This window comes from Glutamicibacter nicotianae, assembly GCF_002797775.1.
Classification (GTDB): domain Bacteria; phylum Actinomycetota; class Actinomycetes; order Actinomycetales; family Micrococcaceae; genus Glutamicibacter; species Glutamicibacter nicotianae.
In genome coordinates this window covers 3,241,615-3,264,619 of record NZ_PGEY01000001.1, presented here as the reverse complement: position 1 = coordinate 3,264,619, position 23,005 = coordinate 3,241,615, and the positions used below count along the sequence as shown (strand labels likewise).

The window sequence follows — 23,005 nt, the reverse complement described above, 5'->3', positions numbered from 1 at the left end:
AAGCGCACGCCTGCCGATTTTATCCAAGCGCCAACCTCAGGTAGTATTTTGGGTGACCCCTCGTGTGGTGTCATCCTGTTGAACTCCCCCAGGACCGGAAGGTAGCAAGGGTAGATGGGCTCTGGCAGGTGCATGAGGGGTCTTTTACTTTCTTACGCAAGCCGAATGGAGTCCACGTGGGCGCTGGCCGTTTCGCCCCTAGCCCTTCGGGGCCGCTCCATCTTGGCAATTTGCGCACGGCAATTCTCGCCTGGCTTTTCGCCCGCTCCACGCAACGCGAATTCCTGTTGCGCATTGAGGACCTGGACCGTGTTCGTTCCGGCGCCGAAGCCACCCAGATTGCCGAGCTAGCGTCCTTGGGCATTGACTTCGACGGTGACATGCTCCGCCAGTCCGACCGCCTTCCGATATATCTTGAAGCCGTTGAGCGGCTCAAAGCGCGCGGTCTGGTCTACGAATGCTACTGCTCGCGCAAGGATATTGCCGAAGCCGGAAGCGCTCCGCATGCTGCGCCCGGTGCCTACCCGGGAACCTGCCGCAATCTGAGCGCCAGCGAGCGCTCGGCCAAAGCGCAGAACCGCCCGGCCGCCTTGCGCCTGCGTTCAGAAGTGAACGAATTTTCCGTTCACGATGAACTATTCGGCGACTACACCGGCGCGGTTGATGATTTTGTCCTGGTGCGCAACGACGGCGCACCAGCCTACAATCTTGCGGTGGTCGTCGATGATGCTTTCTCAAGCATCGACCAGGTCGTACGCGGAGATGATTTGCTCTCTTCCGCGCCACGTCAGGCCTATCTGGCAACGCTTCTGGGCCACCCAATCCCCTCCTATGCACACGTCCAGCTTGCAGTGAATGCCAAAGGCCAGCGCCTGGCCAAGCGCGATGGCGCAGTAACACTCGAAGAGATCACCGAACAAGGTGTGCATCCAGCCAACGTTGTGGCGGTTTTGCTAGAGTCATTGGGCTTGCCCAGCACAAGTTTGCAGGCAGCCTTGGAAGCTTTCGATCCGGCGAATCTGCCACGCGAGCCGTGGATCGTCGAACCAGAGAATATTGTCCAACAGCTGATGCCCAGGGCATCAGGAAACTGATAGGGAACCGGTGTGAGTACAGCGCTTTATCGCAGATATCGTCCCGATACGTTTGGCGACGTCATCGGGCAGGAGCACGTTACTGCGCCCTTGATGACGGCTCTGGAGAAGAACCGCGTCAACCATGCGTACTTGTTCTCCGGCCCGCGCGGTTGCGGCAAGACGACTTCTGCCCGCATCCTGGCCCGCTGCTTGAACTGCGAGCAAGGTCCTACTCCGGTTCCTTGTGGCACCTGCCCAAGCTGCGTGGATCTGGCCAATGGCGGACCAGGTTCGCTGGATGTCATCGAGATCGACGCGGCCAGCCACGGTGGCGTCGATGACGCCCGCGACCTGCGCGAGCGCGCAACGTTCGCGCCTACCCGCGACCGCTACAAGATCTTCATCATCGATGAGGCCCATATGGTCACCGCGGCAGGCTTCAACGCCCTGCTGAAGATCGTTGAAGAGCCACCGGCGCACATCAAGTTCATCTTCGCGACAACCGAGCCGGAAAAGGTCATTGGCACCATTCGCTCGCGTACCCACCACTACCCATTCCGCCTGGTTCCGCCCGAGGCGCTGCTGGCGTACCTGCAAGTGCTCTGCGAACGGGAAAGCGTCGCAGTAGCCGAAGGCGTGCTGCCGCTGGTGATCCGTGCTGGCGGCGGTTCGGTCCGCGATACCCTCTCGGTGCTGGACCAGCTGATCGCTGGTGCCCGCGATGGCAGCCTTGATTACGAGACCGCAGTTGCGCTGCTGGGCTACACCCACTCGACGCTGCTCGACGAGGTCACCTTGTCGCTGCACGAATCCGATGGCGCCGGGCTGTTCGGCGCGATCGACCGCATCATCCAGACCGGTCTGGATCCTCGGCGCTTCGTTGAAGATGTGCTGGAGCGCTTCCGCGATCTGATCATCGCCAAGGCGATGCCCGAAGGCCTTGAGAAGATCTTGCGCGGCGTGCCAGAAGACCAGCTCGAAGCCCTGCGTTTGCAGGCGGGACTGGTCGGCGCAGGCGAACTGTCGCGATGGGCAGACGTCACCAACAAGGCCCTGAGCGAGATGACCGGCGCTACCTCGCCTCGGCTGCACTTGGAATTGCTGGCGGCGCGCTTGATGCTGCCGGGTTCGCAGAACTCCGACAGCTCCTTCGCTGCCCGTCTAGATCGCCTGGAGCGCCATGCGATGACCGGTGGAGCGCTGCCTGCGCTTAATGAAGACGACGCAGAGGGTGCTGCACCCTCAACGAATGCTGCCCCGAATCCTGGCGCCGCGCGTCAGGGTGCTGCCGCTGTGCGCGAGGCCTTGGCCGCTGCCAAGTCCCGTCGAGGCGCTGCCCCGGAACCGGCTGAAGAGCAGGAACCACAGGTCCAGTCGGCCCAGGCTCAGCCGCAGCAGGATGCGCAGGCTCCCGCACCGGCACAGCAGCCTGCGCAGCACGCAGAACCAGCGCAGGCACAGCGCACCGAGCAGCCGCAGCAGTCCATGCCGCCACAGCCACAGCCACAACCGCAGCCGCAGCCGCAGCCGCAGCCGGCTGATGATGACCCAAATGCCCCGCTGGATCCTGGCGCGGCAGCTTCCCTGAACACCGGCGAAGCCGCTGACTGGGGCGCCACTTGGGGGCCAAAGGGCGAAAACTACTCGGTGACCACCGAGGTGCAGCCTGGTCCGAGCATTCCGGCAGCCCGTCCGGAAGGCGTGGCACCATTCAGCTTGGTTCCTGATCCGTCCAGTGGTGAAGATCTGTCGTTCGGCACCGGTGTCTCCATCGATAACGTGAAGCAGAATCCTGCCATGGCCGAATTCGCACGTCGCGCGGCAGCCAACCGCGCAGCACAAGCACCGCAGCCTGCCCAGCCGCAGCAGTCGCAACAGGCGCCGGAGGCCAGCAAGCCTGGCATGAATGCCCAGCGCAACGCTGCCCATCCGGCGCAGGAACATGCCCAGCGCCAGCAAGCAGAACGCGAAGAACAACAGCGCGCCGCACAAGAACAAGCACAACGCGAGCAAGCAGAACGCGAAGCACAACAGCGCGCCGCACAAGAACAAGCACAACGCGAGCAAGCACAACAGCAACAACGGCCGCAGTCTCCCCAGCAGCCTCAGCACGGCGCACCCGGCGGAACCCCGCAGGGCCAGCAGCCAGCACCACAGGGCGCCGGCTCGCCGGTGGCGATGTTCCAGCAGGCGTGGCCTACGATTCTGCAGCAGTTGCAGGGCAGTTCGCGTGTCCTGCATTCCATGGTCGCCACCTATGGCTCCGTGGCAGGCTTCGATGGCCGTACACTTACCTTGGCGTTCAGCAACACCGGCCCCATCGTGAATCTGCGCAACCGGCCGGATTTGATGAATACATTGACCGGAGTCCTCTCCCAGGTCGCAGGTTCGCCAATCGAAGTGGTCCTGACCGAAGGCGGATCCAACCCCAACGGTGGTGGTTCCCCAAAAGGTGAGCGCCGGCCAATCCCGGCGCCAACCCCAGCACCAACTAAGTTCACCAAGGCTGTAAGTTCTGCTGGGGCTGCTGCGCGCGCCGCAGCACGGGCCCAAGCTGCCGCTCCGGCACCGCAGCAGCGTCCTGCCTCTGCAGTGCAGACCTCGGCACCAGCCGCACCTGCGCCACGCGCCCATGAGGGGTACGCCAGCTCCTACGATGACGTTCCGCCACCCGCGGAAGAGCCGTATTTCGACGAGCCGCCGTTCCCGGATGACCCGTACTATTCGCCGGCTGGCTCCGTCCCGGTGGCACCGCAGGTTCAGCCGCAGCAGCAGTCTCCGGCCCCGGCTGCCCAGCCAGAGCCGGTGGCGCCCGCCCCGGCAACCAGTGCGCCACGCAGTTTCGACGGGCCTCCGGTGGCCCCCAAGCCCCGGATGACTGCCGGCATGGCAGCGCGCCAGGCCGAAGGCGGAGTTCCGAATATTGCGCGCCCGGTGTCTTCGACTCCGTTGCACCCGGACAGCACCACCGATTCCTTCGAGGATCTGGCGGTTGATGCACCAGAACAGCCGGCTCCGCAAACTCCAGAGCGATCGGTTCCGGAGCCTGCGCCCGCCCCTGCACAGCCTCAGGTTCGCCCACGCGAGCAGGAGCAGCCCCGCCCGGAGCCGGTTGCACCGGCGCCTTCGCCAGCAGCCCCGGCACCCGCTCCGCAGGCGGCACCGCGCTGGGGTGCTCCGCAGCCTGAGCCTGAACCAGCCCCCGCTGCATCGGCACCGGCAAGCACGGGCCGCATGAGCCGGTACCAGCAGCTGATGAACCAGGCGAAGAACGCACCAAGCGCGCCAGCGCCTGCCCAGTCGGCACGCGGCTGGGGCGGCCCGGCATCGGCTCCCGATCCTGCCCCGGTGCAGGAGCCGGAGGAGTTCGTCCCCAGCGACGATGACATCGAGGTCGAGGATTCGGCACTGATCGGCGTTCCAGCCGTGGAGCGCCTGCTTGGCGGGATGGTCATCGAGCAGCGCGACGTGAACGGGAATGTAGTGGAAATCAAACGCAGCTTGTAGCCGGCACCACGGCGAGCTGTCGGAGTGAGACACTAGGGTGTACCACGGAACAATTTCAAGGTAGTGAAGCAAGCTAGAAAGTAGGCGCACGTGTACGAAGGTGCTGTACAGGAATTGATCGACGAGCTCGGTCGCTTGCCTGGCATCGGCCCGAAGTCGGCTCAGCGCATTGCTTTCCACATTCTCGATGCCGATGCCGAGGACATGACCCGGCTCGCCGCCTCGATCCAGCTGGTCAAGGAAAAGGTGAAATTCTGCGAGATCTGCTTCAACATCTCGGAGCAGGATACCTGCGCCATTTGCCGCGATGAGCGCCGCGATGGAACAAAGATCTGCATCGTGGAGGAGTCCAAGGACGTCCTGGCCATTGAACGCACCCGGGCGTTCTCCGGCAAGTACCACGTGCTCGGCGGTTCCATCAATCCGCTGGCAGGCATTGGCCCGGAACAGCTGCACATCCGCGAGCTGGTCACCCGCTTGGCCGATGACTCGATCACCGAGCTGATCCTTGCCACCGATCCGAATCTCGAGGGCGAAGCCACCGCCGTGTACCTGGTGCGCGCGCTGGCTCCCTTGGGCATCCGCATTACCCGCCTGGCTTCCGGCCTGCCGGTGGGCGGCGATTTGGAATACGCCGATGAAGTGACCTTGGCCCGCGCCTTCGAAGGTCGCCGGTCCGCCGGCCGCACCGCACCCGGCCCGGCCCGGCTCAAGGCAGAGAAGCAGGAATCCGAGCAGGAAGCACCGCAGGCAGAAGCCGGGGATGCCGCAGAAAAGCCGAAGGCGCAGCTTTCCGAGCCGCGCCTGCTGCGCGTTGCCGGCGACACTGGCGAAGCGTCGTCGCATCCAGTTGTTCCCGAGATGGACAGCCGCCGCAGCCACTAATTCCCGCAGTTCTTGAACGCCCTGCACTCGACCGCTTCACCGGCATGAGTGCAGGGCGTTTTTCCATTCCTGCAGCGCGATGTGCGGTGAAACACGCTTAGTTGATAAAGGTCAACTATCGTCGTATAGTTGACATCAATCAACCATTCAGGCTTTCCACGCCTGACCCTATTTTTTTGGAGCTTTAATGACCGCAACCGCACCGGTCGCCAAGCCCAAGATGACTCACCGCGAAATCCTCACTGCCCTCACGGGCATTCTGATGGGCATGTTCGTCTCCATCTTGGCCAACACCGTTGTTTCCAGCTCGCTGCCGCTGATCGTCTCGGATCTCAACGGCAGCCAGACCTCCTACACCTGGGTGGTCACCGCCACGCTGCTGGCGACCACCATCGCCACCCCGATCTGGGGCAAGCTCGCCGACCTGGGCAACCGCAAGCTGCTGCTGCAGATCTCGCTTTCCATCTTCGTCCTGGCCTCGGCCTCGGCAGGCTTCTCGCAGGACACCAGCTTCCTGATCGCCATGCGCGTGGTCCAGGGCCTGGCTGGCGGTGGCGTTGGCGCCTTGGCACAGATTGTCATGGCCGATTTCCTCTCCCCTCGTGAACGCGGCAAGTACATGGGCCTGTTCGGCGCTGTCATGGCCGTTGGCACCGTGGGCGGCCCGTTGATCGGCGGCTTCGTTACCGATGCCATCAACTGGCGCTGGAACTTCTTCATCGCCTTGCCGTTCGCCATCGCCGCGGTCATCCTGATCCAGCGCACCTTGCACCTGCCGGCCATTGCCAAGCGCAAGGTCAAGATCGACTACTGGGGCATCGTCCTGCTGTCCGCCGGCGTCTCGCTGCTGCTGATCTGGATGTCGCTGGGCGGCTCCCAATTCGAGTGGGCCTCGGCGACCAGCTACCTGATGATTGCCGGCGCGGTAGTCCTGCTGGCACTGTTCATCCTGGTTGAGACCAAGGCTACGGAGCCGCTGCTGAGCCTGGGCCTGTTCAAGAACCGCACCTTCACCTTCGCGGTCATCGCCTCGCTGGCCATTGGTGTTTCAATGTTCGGCACCTCGGTGTTCCTCAGCCAGTACATGATCATGGCCCGTGGCGCATCAGCCACCATGGCCGGCCTGATGTCCTTCCCGCTGATGGGCGGCTTGCTGGTCATCTCCACCATCGGCGGTGCGCTGATCTCGCGCACCGGCAAGTGGAAGGCGCTGGTCGTCACCGGTTCTGTGCTGGTTGTCATCGGCTTGTTCCTGCTGGGAACCATCCACTACGACACCAACTATGCGCTGGTCGCTACCTACATGTTCATTCTCGGCGCCGGCATGGGCCTGGTCATGCAGAACATGGTGCTGGTGGTGCAGAACTCGGTCCACGTCAAGGAACTGGGCGTAGCTTCCTCAGCCGTGAACTTCTTCCGCACCCTAGGCGGCACTGCAGGTACCGCGGGACTGGGCGCCGTACTGGCGACTACCGTGCCGAGCATGATCGCCGACCGCCAGTACGATTTGGCCGCAGCCCTGGCCTCCCTGGGCGACCAGGCCAAGGAACTGACCGCGGCTCTGGGATCCGGAAACCTGCCTTCGGTGGCCGCGATGCCTGAACCGGTCCGCGTGATCTTCGAGTCCATCTACGGCGATGCAGTGCCTTCGCTGTTCTCCATTGCCGCTCCACTGTCGCTGATTGTCGTCGTGGCTGTCTGCCTGATCCCCAACCAGTCGCTGAAGACCCAGACCGCAAGCGAGCGCATGCAGGACCTGGACGCTGAGGACAAGGGTGCGGGCAAGGCAGAAAAGCCAGCCGGCAACTAGGAGATCCAGTGCAGGTTCCTAGCAAAGCTGGCGACGCCCCGGTGGCAGAACGCCCCGATCTGTACGCAAGTGCCGAACAAGAGCTGTTCTCGCTGATCGCGCTGACGGCGCGCGCCAAGCGGGAACTGGCCACCCGGCTCGACAGCAGGCTCACCCCAGGCTATCTACCGGTGCTGGGCATGATCCTGCGCAGCCAGCGCATCACCCAGTCTGAAATCTGCGAAAGACTGCTGGTCGACAAGGCCTCGCTGTCGCGAATGATCACGAAACTGGAACAGCTGGAATTGGTCAAGCGTGAAGTCGATCCGGAAGACCGTCGGGTGTCCCACCTCCTGCCTACCGATCTTGCGGAAGAACGGTGGCATGAAACCTTCCAAGGATGGCGCACGGAACTGCGCTCGCGGATGACCGGTTGGGACGACGAGGATCTGTCGAAACTCATCGATCTACTCAGTCGCTTGAACTTGGAAATCCAGTCCCTGTAGTTCGCTTCGCCCTCTGGCCGGTCTTCTCGGAAATACCGAGAAGACCGGCCAGAGAAGCTTAAATTCCCTTGCTTGCAGGGGCATTCCTCCGCGCTGAAATGTGCAGCAGCCATCCTGTCGGTTCGGGTTGCTACGTTCATGCACATGAGCGAATCCTTGAGCAAAGCAGAGAAAATCGAAGACCACACCGGTTCAAGCATGGGCGAATGGGCAGGCACGATGGACGCCGCCGGCCTGCGCGACTTGAAGCAGAGCGAACAGGTGCAGATGCTGCTTCCACTGATGAAGGACCGCGATGAAAGCCAGAGGCTTCTCTGGGCCCGGCGCATTGCCTCCGAGTACCGGCAGCTCTAAGCGGGTCGTAGACTGAGCTCATGGCAATCAAAAGCAGCAACACGTCAGCCATCGCCAATGCCACCGGCATCGAGTGGGACCAGTGGTGCGCCAAACTGCGTGCCGGCGGAGCCGACGAGATGACGCATAAGGAGATGGCCGGACTGGCCATCACCGGCATTCCCGCAGCAGTCGAAAATCCAGAATGGTGGGCCCAATCCGTCGCGGTGGCCTATGAGCAGCACATCGGAAAGCGCGTACCTGGCCAAGCCCAGGACGGCACCTTCCAGGGCTCGGTCAGCAGCACCATCGATGCCGATTTGGATACGGCACTGGAGCGCTGGGTCGCCTGCGTGAAAGACCGCAAGGAATTCAACGGGAACGAACTATCCGAACCTGCACGCACCAGCGGTTCCGAGCGCTGGCGCTACTGGCGGGCGGACTTCAGCGATGGCACCAAGGCACAGGTAGACATTGGGCTCAAGGGCGAAAAATCCTCGGTAGCCATAAACATCACTAAGGCTGAATCACCTGAGCAGGTGTCTGAATGGAAGAGCTTTTGGCGACAAATTTTGGCTGAATTCAAGGGATAGCCACTGCTTTTCGACAACTCACACTGGGGTTTCTAGGCAATATGACCAATGGTTACCGCCCCAACTAGGACATGGCACCTCGTAGCTGTCACAATATTTATCTGGTAGATGCCTCACGCCAAAGTTCTATCAGCAACCCCCGGCGGCGAGGCACAGCTTTCAACAGGTGGAGTGAGTGCCCATGGGCCTAATTGTTCAAAAATTTGGCGGTTCTTCCGTTTCAGATGCCGACGGCATCAAGCGTGTAGCGCGCCGAATTATTGATACCAAGTCCAAGGGCCATGACGTCGTCGTCGTTGTTTCCGCAATGGGCGACACCACCGATGACCTGCTGGATCTGGCAGGCCAGCTCACCGACAATGCACCTGCCCGCGAAATGGACATGCTGCTCTCCGCCGGTGAACGCATCTCGATGTCGCTGCTGGCAATGGCCATCAACCAGTTCGGCGAGCAGGCCGCATCATTCACCGGCTCGCAGGCAGGCCTGATCACCGATTCGACCCACGGCAAGGCCCGCATCATGGAGGTCTCCCCGCAGCGGGTGCGTCGGGCCATCGACCGCGGATTCGTTGCCATCGTCGCTGGATTCCAGGGCATGAGCAAGGAATCCAAGAACATCACCACCATGGGCCGTGGCGGCTCGGACACCACTGCCGTGGCACTGGCCGCGGCTCTGGGCGCCGATGTCTGCGAGATCTACACCGATGTGGACGGCGTCTACACGGCCGACCCACGCGTGGTCGCCTCGGCAAAGAAGATCGAGAAGATCACCAGCGAGGAAATGCTGGAAATGGCCGCCAGCGGCTCGAAGATCTTGCACCTGCGCTGCGTTGAATACGCTCGCCGCTTCGGCGTGCCGCTGCACGTGCGCTCCTCATTCAGCACCAACGAGGGCACCTGGGTGCTCCCGGATCCCGAAGACAAAATCAAAATTCAAGAGGGAGAACCCTTGGAACAGCCAATCATCTCAGGTGTCGCCCACGACCACTCCGAAGCCAAGGTCACCATCATTGGCGTACCTGACATTCCGGGCAAGGCCGCACAGATTTTCGGTGTGATCGCCGCTGCGCAAGCCAATATCGACATGATTGTGCAGAACATCTCGACCCGCGGCTCTGGTGCCACCGATATTTCCTTCACCCTGCCGATGACCGAAACCAAGCACGTGCTGGAAGCGCTGAATACCGCAAAGCCTGAGATTGGCTTCGAGGATATCGAGCACAATGACGAGGTTGGCAAGCTCTCGCTGATCGGCGCAGGCATGCGCTCGAACCCAGGCGTATCCTTCACCTTCTTCGAAGCACTGCACCGTGCAGGGGTGAACGTGGACATGATCTCGACGTCCGAAATCCGCATCTCCGTGGTCACCGATGCCCACAAGCTCAATGACGCAGTACGCGCAATCCACACCGCGTTCGATCTGGACACCGACGTGGAAGCCACCGTCTACGGCGGCACCGGACGCTAAGCGCTGATTAGCCAAGCGAAGAACGCCTGCGAAACAATTCCTGTTTCGCAGGCGTTTTCATTTTGGTTTCTACTTGGCCGGTTCCAGCGTCTTGGTGTAGACGATGTCGCCCAGCCCATTGCGCAGCGTGACGGTGAACAAGTCCTGATCGTCAAGATCGACGTGGCCGAAGAACTGGCCCTTGCCATCGCGCGGCGACTGGTTCGTGGTGCCTGCGAGCGAGAAGTCCACACGCGGCCCGAAAGTACCGTCCATCTGGTTCGGCCCGAAGGAACCGGCATTCACTGGCCCGGCCACGAATTCCCAGAACTCATTGAACTCGCGGAATGCCGCGCGTTCGGGCGAGTAGTGGTGGGCTGCGCAGTAGTGGACATCGGCAGTCAGGAAAACGACGTTCTTGATGCTGCGGTCCTTGACCGCCTTGAGCAGCCGGGCCAATTCCAGCTCGCGGCCCAGCGGTGCCCCGTGGTCAGCGTTGGAAATTGATTCCTGGGCTTTGCCATCTGGAACGATGATGCCCAGCGGAAGGTCATTGAGAATGACCTTCCAAGTGGCCTTGGACTTGGCTAGGGAATCCACCAGCCAATTCAGCTGATCTTCGCCGAGAATGGATGTGGACTTCCCTTCCATTCCAGCGGTGTTCTCCGACTTGTAGCTGCGCATGTCCAACGCGAACAGGTCAAGCGCAGGGCCGCGGGAGATCTTGCGGTAAATTCGAGCCGCCTCGAAACCGGTGCCAGGGCGCAGGGCGCGCGGGTCGGCGATGGGCTGGTATTCCTGCCAGGCCTGGCGTCCGCGAGCTGCCAAGGTGTTGATATCGCGAACGGTGTAGCGCTCATCTTCGATGATCTCGCCCGGCCACCAGTTGTTGTGGGTCTCGTGGTCATCCCACTGGGCAATCACCGGGACTTCGGAATACATGGCCCGCACGTTGCGGTCCATCAGGTTGTAGCGGTGCCGGCCGCGGTACTCGTCCAGGGTTTCGGCCACCTTGGAGACTTCTTCGGTGACCAGGTTGCGCCAGATCTGGCCATCAGGCTCCACGACCTCTGCGGCGATCGGGCCATCGGCGTAGATGGTGTCGCCGCTGTGCACGAAGAAATCCGGCTTGGTCGCATGCATGGCCGCGTAGGCGCGCATGCCGCCGATCTCTTCATTGATGCCCCAGCCCTGGCCAGCGGTGTCGCCGGACCAGACAAAGCTCTGGGCTCGGGAGGCGTCATGATTGCGGCGACCGGCCAGTGCAGGTGCGGTGCTGAACCAGCCATCCTGCGTCTCGCCAAGGGTTCCATTGTCGTCCTCAAAACCGATGGTGACTGCGAAGCGGGTTCCGGCAGGCAGATGCTGGGCATTGATCTTTGCGGTGAAGTCGGTGGCCTCGCGGGCGTAGGCGCCGTGCAGTGTCCTGGCGAATGATCCACGGCCGCGGATGATTTCCCCGGTCTCGTCTACCGCGCGCAGTTGAGCACGCAAGCGGCCTTCGCCGGAGCTGCGTGCCCAGAGCACGGCATTGCTCGTGGAGACATCACCCATGGAAAACCCGCTGGTCAGGCCAAGTCGGGAACGCACGAGGCGGGGGCTGCTGGAAGCCAGCGCTGCTCCCGTCGGCCCGACCAAGGTCAGGGCGCTGGCACCGAGAGCACCGGTGAGCAATTTGCGACGCGAAATATCAGTCATGCGCCTCAGTGTTCACGACTCGATTAGCCGTTTCCTTGAGCCAAGATGAACACAAGAAGAAATTATTTCCTGGCAATCCAGTGGCTGTGCACGAGCGAGCGCACCTGCGCGAGTTTGCAAGCCGCTTGGCGTTCCTCCAGCCTGCCACCGGAACTCCGATTGCTGGCAGACTTGGACAATGAGTTCAACGCGAGTGATTTCTGGCCCGCCCTCGGCGGATCATCCTGTTCCCCCGGCGGTGCGCGCAGCAGCTGGTCCGGCAGAAATCGAGGGTATCTGGCAAAACGCGCTTGGCGGAGTCACCTACCGCATCGGCTCGGGCGAACAGATACGCTTCGCCAAGTGGTCACCGGGATGCCCTCCGGAAGCGGAAGGCGATCTGAAAACTGAAGCCCAGCGCATGACATGGGCAGGAAAATTCATTCGGGTCCCGGAAGTGCTCTCCTGCGAAGAACAGGCTGACGGCCAGCTGCTCATCCCCGCCGCATTGCACGGGCACAGCGCAGCCAGCAGCCTGGGCAAAAGCGACCCTGCGCGTTCAGCCCACGCTGTCGGCCACGGACTGCGGCAAATGCACGATGCCTTGCCCATTGGAGCATGTCCCTTCGACTGGGATCTGGAATCCCGTATTCAGCATCTGCCAGCCGATCAGCAGGCCGAGTTTCTCGACAACGCCCCGGAACTGGATCTTGTGGTGTGCCATGGCGATGCGTGCCTGCCAAACACGATCATCACCGACGACCATGAATTCAGCGCGCATGTGGATTTGGGCATGCTGGGACTCGCAGACCGCTGGGTAGATCTGGCCATTGCCGCGTGGAGCTCCGAGTGGAACTACGGGCCTGGTTTCGAACAGTACGTCTACGCGGGCTACGGCATCGAACCGGATGAGCGGAAGATCTCTTTCTATCGCCGGGTCTGGGACGCCGCCTAGGGCGCCTTCGCTAACGTGCCACGTATCGGTGTTCAGGTCGGCCACGGGTTCCGTATCCAAGCTGGAGCTCCAGGGATTCATTGGCCACCAGCGCCGCCAAATAGCGTTGCGCTGTCGCACGGGCAACCCCCACCGCTTCTGCAACCTCGGCAACGCTCATCGGTTCGGCCGCTTCTTTCACGCAGGAAAGCACTGCATGCTCGGTCGGGGCGGCGCCCACTGACGCACTGGATTCCTCGCCGCCTTGGAGCGACCGGTACAACCGGTCCACGCCCTGCTGGTTGAACTCCGTGGTCCCGGCCAATTGGCGGCGGTAGCGCGCCCAGCCTCTGAGCTTGGAAGCCAGGGTCTTGGCATCGAAAGGCTTGATGACGAAGGCCAGCGCGCCTGAGCGCAGCGCCTTGTCGATGTTCTTCGGCTCAATCGCCGCGGAGATCATGATCGCATCGACATCGAGTTCTCTGAGCAGCTCGATTCCGCTCACATGCGGCAGGTAGAGGTCCAGCAGGACCAAATCGGGTTTCAGGCTCTGCACCAATTTGGGGACCACGCGCGGATCCTGCACAGGTTCCAAAGCCTGGAACCCGGGGATGGCATTGACCATCTCCGCATGCAGCTCGCCAACCCGGAAATCGTCATCAACGATCAGCACCCGATAATTTCCGCTGCTGTTCTCGTTCAAAGTTGCACTCCTTCACTGTGGTCATTTTCTGAACTGGATGGTTCAGCCAGCACCGCCGGCAAGCGTGCTGCAAACACTGCACCTGAACCATCGGTGCCGCGATCCGCGATCCAGACATCCCCGCTGCGGGACTGGGCGAGCCGCTTGATCAGCGGCAGTCCTACGCCACGCCCATGCTCGTTGCCCAGATGGGATCCGGTGCTGACGTCCCGCGCGAAGACATCCTCGTCGGTGGTGATGCCAGGTCCCGAATCGGCCACGGCAATGTGCAGGGTGTTCCCCTCGGACAGCAGATCGATTTCCACCCAGGGTTCAGCATCCGCACTAAGCGCCGCGGTGAAGGCGTTATCCAGCAGATTTCCCAGGACCGCGGTGGCATCCTGGGCATCATGGGCCGAGGCGATCTGCCCGAAAAGCATGGATTGCGGGGACACCCGCAGTTCGATACCCAATTCGTGGGCACGCACCGCCTTCGCCGAAATGAACGCCGCGAGGTAGGCATCCTGGATGGCCTCCAGCCCGGGAACCTGGGCGATCTTCGGCCCTGCTTCCATCACCTCGCGCAGGTAGTCTTCGGCCTGTTCAATCTTCCCCAGATTGATCAACCCGAGGACCGCATGCATGCGATTGGCGAATTCATGGCGTTGGGCGCGCAGCGCGTCGGCCATGTCCTGCACCGCGTCGAGCTTGGTGCCCAGCGCTTCGAGCGTGGTGACGTCATGCAGCAGCACGACCAGCCCGAGATCCACCCCGTCACGGACCACCTTGTTCACGCGGGCGATAAGCGAATTCCCATTCGCCCCGATGCGAACCGGCGCGGGGTCGCATTCCTTGATCGCCTTGACCAGCCGGGGATCCAGGCCAGCGGATTCGAAGTGGCGGCCCACCACGTCTTCCAATTCCGTGCGGTGCGGCAGGCCCAGCAGCTGCCGGGCAGCCTTGTTGCGCACGGTGATCCGCTTGTCTGCGCCAATGCCCATGACGCCTTCGGTGACACCGTAGAGCACAGCCTGCTGGTCCCTGACCAGCTGGGCGATTTCGGCCGGTTCCAGCCCCAGGGTCTGGCGCTTCAAGCGGCGGACGGTCACCCGTCCGGCGAACACTGCCACGCCCGCGGCGAGCACCGCGAACAAGACGATCCAGGCGAAGGATTCAAGCAGCGCCCCGGTCAGGGAATCAGTGGTAACGCCCACGGAAACCTCGCCGACAACGGCACCCGAGGCAGCATAGATCGGGACCTTGGCGCGCACCGATTCCCCGAGGGTTCCGTGTTCCCGGGAAACCGCTTCAATGCCCTCCAAAGCGACCGGGTCGGTGGAAACCATCTGGCCCAGTTCTTCGGGGTTCGGATGGCTCAGGCGCAGTCCGCGGTCTTCGGTGATCACCACGAAATAGGCTTGCTCCTGCTCGATGACGGCGTCAGCAAGACGTTGCAGCTCTCCCTCGGCGAGCGCCTGCGGATCCAGCTTGTCCTGCTGGGCGTAGCGTGAAACCTGCTCGACGACTTCCGGCAGCACCGCCACGGTGCGGGCGATGGTCAGCGAAGTGTCCTCCGCTTTCGAATACACCCGGTCATAGCTGGCGAAAAGCGTTCCTGCGGTAACCAGGACAATCAAGACACCTACGACCAGGAACTGCAGTCGCATGATGCGGGAGGCGAAATGCCGGGTGCCGGCGCCAGAACGGAACATGCCACCCAGCATAAGCCCATCCTCCCACGCTCGTGATTTTAATGAGCAAAAAGATGGCAAAGAACTTAACCGTTCAACAATAAGCACAAGACGCGTAAAGTGAGCACCGCCACGTACCTTGGATTAGTGCCTCGCCCGGCTTGCGGGGCCAAAGGATTCACTCACACTGAAATGGAGGTCGGGTCAATGCTTGTTGCACTCGGATTCCTCATGGTCGCCACCTTCATGGTGCTGATCATGACAAAGCGCATGACGCCCTTGCTGGCATTGATTCTGGTACCGACCATCTTCGGCTTATTCACCGGTGCCGGATTCGGCCTGGGCGACATGGTCATGGACGCAGTCAAGGACATGTCCGGAACCGCAGCCCTGCTGATGTTCGCGATCATGTACTTCGGCATCATGATCGACGTCGGATTGTTCGACCGCCTGGTCTCCGGCATCCAGAAACTGGTTGGCAACGACCCGGCCAAGGTCGTCATGGGCACCGCGCTGCTCACCGCAGTCATCTCGCTGGATGGCGATGGATCGACCACCTTCATCGTGGTCACCGCCGCCATGCTGCCGATCTACCAGCGCCTGGGCATGAGCCCAGTGGTCCTGACCTGTGTCGCCGGCCTGACCAACGGCACCCTGAACATCGTTCCGTGGGGCGGCCCAACGGCCCGCGCCGCCGCGGCACTGGGTGTGGACGCTTCGGAAATCTTCGTGCCGATGCTGCCTTCGCTGGGCATTGCCCTCATTGTCATTGCCCTGTTCGCCTGGCAGATGGGTGTTTCCGAGCGCCGCCGCCTGCAGCGCGAGCGTCCGGAAATCTGGGGCACCGAGCTCGGCGGCGGCAACGTTGCCACCCCAACCGAAGGCAAGACCCCGGGTGGCACCTCCCCTGCCGGTGGCAACCTGGCAGTTCTGGAATCCGTGGCCCGCAAGGGCGATGGCACCGAATTCTCCACCATGGACGGCACCGTGCTGGATCCGGACCGCGAGACCCTGCGTCCCAAGGTGTTCTACTTCAACCTTGCGTTGACCGTCGCCATCATGGTGCTGCTGGTGGTCGATGTCATGCCGCTGCCATACCTGTTCATGGTGGGTACCGCGATCGCGCTGATTGCCAACTTCCCGAAGGTCTCCGACCAGGTGAAGATGATCGCCGCTCACTCCAGCGAAATCATTGCAGTGGTCTCCATGGTGCTCGCAGCGGCAGTGCTCACCGGCGTGCTCTCCGGCACCGGCATGGTTGACGCCATGAGCCAGTGGCTGGTGGATGTCATTCCTGCCTCCATGGGCCCCTACATGGCGGTGCTGACCGGCTTGATCTCGATTCCTGCCACCTTCCTGATGAGCAACGACGCCTTCTACTTCGGTGTCTTGCCGGTTCTCGCCGAAGCCGGCGCGCACTTCGGTGTTCCAGCGGTGGGTATGGCTCGCGCCTCCATCACCGGTCAGCCGGTGCACATGCAGTCTCCGCTCGTTCCAGCCATCCTGCTGCTGGTGTCGCTCTCTCGTGTGGACTTGGGCGATCACCACAAGAAGGTGCTGTGGCGCGCGTTGGTGGTCTCCCTGGTCATGCTTGCTTCAGGCATGCTCCTCGGTGTCATCCACATGGGCTAATGCCCCAAGGACCGATGGTCCGTCGTCAGCCTGGCTCCGCGCCACCCGGATGTCTCGATTCGGGCAGCGCGGAGCCCGGTGTTTAAGCTGGGCCCAGCACTTTGAGCCGGACACCCATAGCGGCTCTCCGCAAACCGCCACTTCCGCATCCGCTCGGCAAGCTCGGCCTCTCGTGGAATGCTGGAGTCAGGGCCAACCCTCCGGGATTCAAGGAATTCACCCACCCCGTCCCCAAGCGAAGGAAGCATCCAGCGCATGGAAAGAGAACCTCTCGAGAACAGCATTTCCCTGGCCCAGCTCGAAGCCGTGGTCATGATCGTGGACTACGGCTCATTCACGGCCGCCGCGGATATCCTCGGAATTTCCCAGCCCTCCTTGTCCCGCCGCATCAGCGCCCTGGAACGCACCTTGGGCCTGCCCGTCTTCCGGGCCTCCGGCAGGGACATGGTCCTGACCGAGATCGGCCGGAGCATCATTCCCGCCGGACGCCGCGCATTGCGCGAAGTCGCCGCGATCGGAAGCATCGCTTCCTCCACCCGTGCGCTGGCCACCGGGTCCCTGCGCATCGCAGGCCTGCCCTCGCTGGTTGGCGGAATCATGCCCGAGTTCATCGGCCCATTCCATCGCCGCCATCCCGGCGTCCGGATCGAGATCCTGAGCTTGGAGGATGGCGAGCAGCTTGCCGACGCCCTTCGCTTGAATCGCGCCGATCTGGCCTTCGGCGTGAACGAGCGCATCCCTGCAGATCTCATCGGAAAATCATTGCGCGATCAGCAGTTCTCGGCGGTCGTATCCGAGGAGACCGAGGTGGACCCCGATACCGGGCTGAGCGCTGAACTGCTCAATTCCCTCACCCTTGCCACGCTCCCGCAGGGCACCTCGATCCGCAAGATCACCGACGAGGTGTACCGCAGCTTCAAGGCCACGGCTCCACGGCTCATCATCACAACGCAACGTGACGCGCTGGTGCATCTGAGTGTCGCGACCGGCGGGATCACCCTGGTTCCGCGAATCATGGCCAGCACCGCCGTGATCTTCGGCGGCAAGCAGGTTCCACTGCTCTTGCCGGCCAGCAGGCCGCTGGGCGTGATCTATCGACGCGACGAGTACCGCAATCCCTCAGTGGACGAGTTCCTCAAGTTCCTCTGAGACCGAAGTCTCGGTGCGGCCGCAGTGCCCTTGGGCTTCTGCGGGAAATTGGCGTTTCATGCGCTGAATGCATGGATCGTCCCAGCCTTGCTATTGGTTCCTTCCGCGTTTGACGTGGTCAGCTGGAGGGGTAATCCAGCCAAGGCTTGACCAAGGAGTGCAGAATCGTGAATTCCCTGCGGACGGCATCCGCTGCCATGCGAAATTCCAAGCGGACGCGGCGCAGGATGTTCGCCATCATGGCTGTTGCCCTGGTTCTGGCTCTCCTCGTGACTGCGGGCTTCGCGTTCCTGCGTCTGCAGGGGAACATTTCGGTGTCTGCGCTCAGGGCGTCAGACTCGGAAATCCCCGATTCCAGCGAAGGGCTGAGTGTGCTGGTGCTCGGTTCGGATAGCCGGGATTTCAGTTCCGCCGGTTTCGGCTCCGACACCGGTTCCCGACGCAGCGATTCGATGCTTCTGGTCCATGTGTCTCCCGGGAATGAGCGCATCGAAGCGATCCAGATTCCCCGCGATACCGTTATGCAGCTTCCCGCATGCGCGGATACCGGATCTGGTGCCTATGCCGGTGGCTACGGCATGATCAACTCCGCGCTGAATTACGGGCCCGCGTGCTCCGTCGCAGCGGTGGAAGCCCTCACGGCAGTTCGCCTCGACCATTTCATCGAAGTGGACTTCGAAGGATTCATTTCGATCATCGACGCGCTGGGAGGTGTCAAGGTGTGCCTTGCCCAGCCGATGTCGGATCCGAAAGCGAATCTGGATCTTCCGGTCGGGCGGCAGGAACTGGACGGAACCGACGCGCTGGCCTTGGCCAGGACGCGCCATGCCGTTGGCGATGGCAGCGACCTGGCTCGGCTGGGAAACCAGCAGAAGGTCATGTCCGCGATAGTCCAGCGTGCCACGAGCAAGGAAGTCCTCGCACGCCCTGACCGGCTCTATTCCTTCCTCGACGCCACCACCTCTTCGATGACCGTCGACCCGCAGCTCAGTTCGCTGCAGGACCTTGCGTCACTGGCTGCAAGGATCAAGGAGGTCCCCACTGACAAGATCGTCTTCATGACCATGCCGAACCAGCCTGCGCCATCAAACGCCAACCGGGTGGTCCCAGCCCCTGACGCAACCCTCATCTTCGAACGCATCAAGCAAGGCATCCTAGTTAATCCCGGCTCCGATTCCGCGACCGGAACATCTGCTGCTGAGCAATCTGCCAACCGGAAGTTGCCTCTCAGCATCGTCAACGGCGCGCACGTAAGCGGTCTTGCCGGACAGTTCGCGAACGACCCCACGAAGCAGGGCTACACGGTCATCTCGATAGCTACCGCCGCGACTTCGCAGGCGCAGTCCAAGCTGCTGATTCCGGACACCAATGACGCCAGGAGAACGGCCGCTGTTTTCGCAAAAGCAATGAATCTCGATATCAAGGCCTCGGTCGCCGAGGTCGAAAGCATCGAATTAATCCTGGGCCAGGACTACCAGGATCTGGAGCGGCCCGAGAAGAAGCCCATCCAGATGGACAGCCGCAGCGCCGACCAGGATCTTTGCGGCTAGCCCGGCGCCAAGGCGGGCAAGACCGGGAATCCCGGCTGCTTTCGTCTGTCCAAGCTCTACATTGCGAGGTGGTTCCCCGTGAGCATTGCAGGCATCAACGGCAATGAATTCATCGTCCTGGCCATTCTGGCGGCCGTTCTGCTCGGGCCCGAGAAACTGCCGGACTATGCGCGGAAAACTGCCACGCTGATTCGGCAGTTGCGCCGTCTCGCCGCTGATGCCGAAGAACAGCTCCGCGAGGATCTCGGTGATGAATTCGAGGATCTGGATCTGAAAAGGCTCGACCCTCGGCAATATGATCCTCGCAGGATCATCAGCGACGCGCTACGCGAGAATCTCGATGAACTGACAGGCCAGGCGCTCTCGGATTCCGCTACTGCGAGGAAGCCGGCCCCGCCTCGCTCACCGCCACCGCCAGCGCCTTCTGACCCGGCTCCCTTTGACGACGAAAGCACCTAGTTGGCTTCGCTCTCAGGTGCCCGGGCGGCCGCGGGCCACGCAGGGTCGGCAAAGCCAGGCTTGATCCAGCAGAAACCAATCATCGATGATTCGGAAAGCCGGCCCTGTTTCGTAGCCCGCGGCACTCGGGATCATCATCGCGTGCACACGAATTCCGGCCCCACGGGGACCGTTGCAGTTCCGGTGGCTTGCCAGCCAACAGTGATGGCCAGCAAGCAACTGCCTGCCTAGCTTGCGGGCTTATCGAGGTTCCAATTCGGAACAGTATTTTTTCCCCTGGTGCCTTCGCAGCAATTCCGGGAGCAGGCACCGCTGCCCGGGCCCAGCGCCTTACTGCCGGAGATGGTTCTTTGCTCCGGGTGCTCTCCACGCACTTGAGCTGCGCGTTCCAGGACCAAATCGACCAAGCCGCTGACAAAGGCGGGCAAAATGCCGACGCTATCGGCACGGAGAAACGCCATCCCCAACTCACGCGCTGTCTGCGCCGCTTCGGTATCCAAATCGAATTTCACCTCCATGTGGTCGGAGACGAAACCTAGCGGAACCACCAGTACCGCTTCAGTTCCAGATTCCGAAAGCTCGCGCATGCGGTCATTGATGTCCGGTTCCAGCCAAGGGGTGTGCGCAGATCCGGATCGGGAGCAGAACACCAGCTCGGCATCCAATTGTTCATCTCCATGCAATTCCCCGCTAAGCCACGCCATGAGCTCTTCATGCTGCCCCTGGTAGCCAGCGGTGAACTTCTCCGATGATCTCTGCATCGCCGTCGGAATTGAATGTGTTACGAAGAGGATCTTGTGGCGACTGCGATCCAGGCTGCCGACAAGCCGCTTGACATCTGCCAGCCCTCGCCGGAGGCATTCGAGCTGGGCCTGGGCGAATCCCGGGTGGTTATAGTACTGGCGGACTTTGTCAATCATCACCTCGATGCCTTCTGCTTCCAGTGCGGCCACGGCACCTGCAAAGTCCTCCCGGTATTGCCGGCAAGAGGAATACGAGGAGTATGCCGAAGTATCAATAGCCAGGAACCTGCGCGAGCCGTGCATGCGCGCATGGTTACCGACCACTTCAGCGAGATACGGTTCCCAGTTCCGGTTGCCCCAGAGCAGCGGCGCATCAATGCCGCGGTTCGCGAATTCATCTTGGAGCGCCCGCAGCAAAGCCTGGTTCTGCTCGTTGATCGGTGATTTTCCACCGAACATGTAGTAATGCTCGCCCACCTCTTCGAGACGTTCATCTGGAATCCCTCGTCCCCGAGTGACGTTCTGCAGGAAGGGAAGAACATCAGCTGGCTTCTCCGGTCCGCCAAACGACATCAACAGGATTGCATCGAACGGGGCTACGGACATGTTTCCCATCAGGATCTTCCACACTTTCTCCTGGAACAACTGCCGGCATGGGCAAGCTCCTCCCGCCGCCGGCAGATGCAAAAACTTATCTAGATTTTCTATTATCTAGCTAAGCTAATGATAATCCGTAGGCTGGCTTATCTCCAATTCGCCCGCACCCGGCTGGGCGAGCCCGGTTCCCTGCAGCGACATAGCGCTGGAGCATTCGAAGCGTGACAGGGGGTTCCAGCACCTAGCTCGCGCCGAGGCTATGGGCCAGTTCGAGCTCTATCCGCTCGTTGCGGAATTGATGCCCGGAATCAAGCAGCTTGCGCGGGACGATCCGCTGATCGGCCATGGCCAGCAGTTGCGACCCTTCGGCGCCAAGCACCAATTTCGGGGCAGCACCGGGGACTGGTATTACTGCGGGCCGGTGCACCGCGCGCGCCAGGGCCCGGGTGAATTCGGCGTTGCTGACCGGCTGCGGCGCTACCGCATTGACGGGGCCAGCCAATTGCGAATCCCAGAGCGCGCGATGGTAGATGTCCAGCAGGTCATCAAGGCCGATCCACGACAGCATCTGCTGTCCACCGCCCAAGGGTCCGCCCAGGCCTGCGGAGAATATCGGGCGCAGAACAGCGAGCATCCCGCCCTTGGGGCTGAGCACGACACCGGTGCGGATCTGCACCCGGCACATTGAACCGCCGCCTTCTTCGGCGGCTTGCTCCCAGCGCTGCACGACGCCGGAAAGGAAGTCCGGGGTGCCGGCCGGCGGGGAATCGAACTCGTCCAGCGGGTCCGCTCCGGCTGAAGCGCCATAGAACCCGATGGCCGAGGCGCTGATGAAGGTGCGGACATCTGAACGTGCCGCCAGCAGGGCGAGGGAGCGGGTGGGTTCGATCCGGCTGGAGGCAATTGCCTGGCGATGGGCCTGGCTGAACCGTCCGAAGATGCTCGCCCCAGCCAGATGGATGACCGCATCGCACCCTTCGAGCAGGCCTTCGTCGGGGTCCGCCGGGTCCCAGCGCCGTTCGCCAGCCGTGTTCGGCGCGTGCCGCACGAGCTTGATGACCCGGTGCCCTCCGGTGGACAAGAAGGCGCAGAGGGCCTGGCCGACCAGTCCGCTTGAGCCGGTTACGGCGATCACCTGCGGTTCCAGCCCGGACTGTGCTGCCCGATGGTGCGCGGCAAAGTCGTCCGCCAACTGGCGGTGCCGGTAGGCGATCATCGATTCGATCTGCCGCCCGGGCATATTCGACTCGATGCAGTCGCGCGCAGTGGTGGACTGCGGCCCAGCGGGCTCGAAGTAATGCTCATGCCGCCACCGCACGGCACGTGCAGGAAGGCCGCGCAGCCCAACGGGTTCGAGCTGGTCGACGAAGCTGCGGTTCTGAGCGAAGCCTTCGGGCTGGTGCTTGGCGTTCCACAGCAATCCGCCAGGAAGACCCAAGACGGCTGTTCCGTCTTTCAGCGAGTCCGCTTCCTCGATGACCTTCAGCGGAAGCCACGGTGGCAGGAGCCGCTGGATGGCCCCGGGTCGCGAGAACCAGTCGAAGACGACAGGGGCAGATACCGGCAGCTGGCTGGAGCGCTCAATGTTCATGGCCCCATCGTAGGAGCGAGGGCATGATTTCCCCATGGGCTTTCAGGTTTCTTCCATAACTCGCGCCAAGCCGGTCCCCATTGGAGTATGCGGGAAGGGACTGAGTCGGCACCGGCTCAAAGGCCCATCATGGTTCCAGGCCTCTGGAAACCGCCACTGCTCAA

At 62.2% G+C, this 23,005-nt stretch carries 17 protein-coding genes, 1 other RNA gene and 1 pseudogene; 14 read left to right on the top strand and 5 right to left on the bottom strand.

Translation table 11 applies throughout. From position 1 onward, the window contains the following. Positions 1–51: 51 nt before the first annotated feature. The 9 genes and pseudogenes from ffs to ATK23_RS15150 all read left to right on the top strand — a co-directional run bounded on the left by ffs (position 52) and on the right by ATK23_RS15150 (position 10,157). An RNA gene (gene ffs / locus ATK23_RS15190) (signal recognition particle sRNA small type) lies at positions 52–148 on the top strand. 28 nt (positions 149–176) lie between these two features. Beyond that, complete coding sequence (gene gluQRS / locus ATK23_RS15185; protein WP_066143754.1) at positions 177–1,094, top strand: tRNA glutamyl-Q(34) synthetase GluQRS; 918 nt, start codon at positions 177–179, stop codon at positions 1,092–1,094. Between the two features lie 12 nt (positions 1,095–1,106). Further along, a complete protein-coding gene (locus tag ATK23_RS15180) occupies positions 1,107–4,583 on the top strand; it encodes a DNA polymerase III subunit gamma and tau (protein WP_083515681.1) in 3,477 nt (1,158 codons plus the stop codon). 90 nt (positions 4,584–4,673) lie between these two features. Next, positions 4,674–5,264, top strand: a pseudogene (gene recR / locus ATK23_RS15175) (recombination mediator RecR); the annotation flags it as partial. Between the two features lie 391 nt (positions 5,265–5,655). Further along, complete coding sequence (locus ATK23_RS15170; RefSeq protein ID WP_066143745.1) at positions 5,656–7,278, top strand: MFS transporter; 1,623 nt, start codon at positions 5,656–5,658, stop codon at positions 7,276–7,278. A gap of 8 nt (positions 7,279–7,286) precedes the next feature. Then, positions 7,287–7,763: a MarR family winged helix-turn-helix transcriptional regulator gene (locus tag ATK23_RS15165; RefSeq protein WP_066143742.1), complete on the top strand. Its 477-nt coding sequence runs from the start codon at positions 7,287–7,289 to the stop codon at positions 7,761–7,763. A 144-nt stretch (positions 7,764–7,907) separates the two neighbouring features. Further along, on the top strand, positions 7,908–8,117 hold the full coding sequence (locus ATK23_RS15160) for a hypothetical protein (protein WP_066143739.1): 210 nt from the start codon (positions 7,908–7,910) through the stop codon (positions 8,115–8,117). A gap of 20 nt (positions 8,118–8,137) precedes the next feature. Further along, complete coding sequence (locus ATK23_RS15155) at positions 8,138–8,689, top strand: hypothetical protein (protein ID WP_066143736.1); 552 nt, start codon at positions 8,138–8,140, stop codon at positions 8,687–8,689. A 181-nt stretch (positions 8,690–8,870) separates the two neighbouring features. Continuing rightward, complete coding sequence (locus ATK23_RS15150) at positions 8,871–10,157, top strand: aspartate kinase (protein ID WP_038991922.1); 1,287 nt, start codon at positions 8,871–8,873, stop codon at positions 10,155–10,157. A 69-nt stretch (positions 10,158–10,226) separates the two neighbouring features. Here ATK23_RS15150 and ATK23_RS15145 read toward each other — a convergent pair whose 3' ends face one another. Further along, complete coding sequence (locus ATK23_RS15145; RefSeq protein ID WP_066143734.1) at positions 10,227–11,834, bottom strand: alkaline phosphatase D family protein; 1,608 nt, start codon at positions 11,832–11,834, stop codon at positions 10,227–10,229. A 178-nt stretch (positions 11,835–12,012) separates the two neighbouring features. Here ATK23_RS15145 and ATK23_RS15140 point away from each other — a divergent pair, with 178 nt between their 5' ends. Next, positions 12,013–12,768, top strand: coding sequence for an aminoglycoside 3'-phosphotransferase (locus ATK23_RS15140; protein ID WP_083515680.1), 756 nt, complete (start codon positions 12,013–12,015; stop codon positions 12,766–12,768). Between the two features lie 10 nt (positions 12,769–12,778). Here ATK23_RS15140 and ATK23_RS15135 read toward each other — a convergent pair whose 3' ends face one another. Continuing rightward, entirely contained in the window at positions 12,779–13,450 is a 672-nt protein-coding gene (locus ATK23_RS15135; protein ID WP_066143728.1) for a response regulator, read from the bottom strand. After that, complete coding sequence (locus ATK23_RS15130; protein ID WP_066144147.1) at positions 13,447–15,141, bottom strand: sensor histidine kinase; 1,695 nt, start codon at positions 15,139–15,141, stop codon at positions 13,447–13,449. Before ATK23_RS15130 ends, ATK23_RS15135 begins: the two co-directional genes overlap by 4 nt. 186 nt (positions 15,142–15,327) lie before the next feature. Here ATK23_RS15130 and ATK23_RS15125 point away from each other — a divergent pair, with 186 nt between their 5' ends. From ATK23_RS15125 to ATK23_RS15110, 4 genes are all read left to right on the top strand, one after another. Beyond that, entirely contained in the window at positions 15,328–16,752 is a 1,425-nt protein-coding gene (locus ATK23_RS15125; protein WP_066143725.1) for a CitMHS family transporter, read from the top strand. A gap of 255 nt (positions 16,753–17,007) precedes the next feature. Further along, on the top strand, positions 17,008–17,901 hold the full coding sequence (locus tag ATK23_RS15120) for a LysR family transcriptional regulator (RefSeq protein ID WP_066143723.1): 894 nt from the start codon (positions 17,008–17,010) through the stop codon (positions 17,899–17,901). A gap of 167 nt (positions 17,902–18,068) precedes the next feature. Then, entirely contained in the window at positions 18,069–19,451 is a 1,383-nt protein-coding gene (locus tag ATK23_RS15115) for an LCP family protein (protein ID WP_083515678.1), read from the top strand. 78 nt (positions 19,452–19,529) lie between these two features. Then, positions 19,530–19,910 (top strand): twin-arginine translocase TatA/TatE family subunit, encoded by a 381-nt coding sequence (locus tag ATK23_RS15110; RefSeq protein ID WP_245858455.1) that lies wholly within the window; start codon positions 19,530–19,532, stop codon positions 19,908–19,910. 227 nt (positions 19,911–20,137) lie between these two features. Here ATK23_RS15110 and ATK23_RS15105 read toward each other — a convergent pair whose 3' ends face one another. Then, positions 20,138–21,268, bottom strand: a complete 1,131-nt coding sequence (locus ATK23_RS15105; protein ID WP_066144142.1) for a ferrochelatase — start codon at positions 21,266–21,268, stop codon at positions 20,138–20,140. A 223-nt stretch (positions 21,269–21,491) separates the two neighbouring features. Further along, positions 21,492–22,841, bottom strand: coding sequence for a TIGR01777 family oxidoreductase (locus tag ATK23_RS15100; RefSeq protein ID WP_066144139.1), 1,350 nt, complete (start codon positions 22,839–22,841; stop codon positions 21,492–21,494). Positions 22,842–23,005 lie beyond the last annotated feature (164 nt).

What these genes read in the sequence shown, in the direction of transcription:
- ATK23_RS15170 (WP_066143745.1), top strand. Translation starts at nt 5,656, where the DNA reads ATGACCGCAACCGCACCGGTCGCCAAGCCCAAGATGACTCACCGCGAA.
- ATK23_RS15160 (WP_066143739.1), top strand. Translation starts at nt 7,908, where the DNA reads ATGAGCGAATCCTTGAGCAAAGCAGAGAAAATCGAAGACCACACCGGT.
- ATK23_RS15155 (WP_066143736.1), top strand. Translation starts at nt 8,138, where the DNA reads ATGGCAATCAAAAGCAGCAACACGTCAGCCATCGCCAATGCCACCGGC.
- ATK23_RS15150 (WP_038991922.1), top strand. Translation starts at nt 8,871, where the DNA reads ATGGGCCTAATTGTTCAAAAATTTGGCGGTTCTTCCGTTTCAGATGCC.
- ATK23_RS15145 (WP_066143734.1), bottom strand. Translation starts at nt 11,834, where the DNA reads ATGACTGATATTTCGCGTCGCAAATTGCTCACCGGTGCTCTCGGTGCC.
- ATK23_RS15140 (WP_083515680.1), top strand. Translation starts at nt 12,013, where the DNA reads ATGAGTTCAACGCGAGTGATTTCTGGCCCGCCCTCGGCGGATCATCCT.
- ATK23_RS15130 (WP_066144147.1), bottom strand. Translation starts at nt 15,141, where the DNA reads ATGTTCCGTTCTGGCGCCGGCACCCGGCATTTCGCCTCCCGCATCATG.
- ATK23_RS15125 (WP_066143725.1), top strand. Translation starts at nt 15,328, where the DNA reads ATGCTTGTTGCACTCGGATTCCTCATGGTCGCCACCTTCATGGTGCTG.
- ATK23_RS15120 (WP_066143723.1), top strand. Translation starts at nt 17,008, where the DNA reads ATGGAAAGAGAACCTCTCGAGAACAGCATTTCCCTGGCCCAGCTCGAA.
- ATK23_RS15105 (WP_066144142.1), bottom strand. Translation starts at nt 21,268, where the DNA reads ATGGGAAACATGTCCGTAGCCCCGTTCGATGCAATCCTGTTGATGTCG.
- ATK23_RS15100 (WP_066144139.1), bottom strand. Translation starts at nt 22,841, where the DNA reads ATGAACATTGAGCGCTCCAGCCAGCTGCCGGTATCTGCCCCTGTCGTC.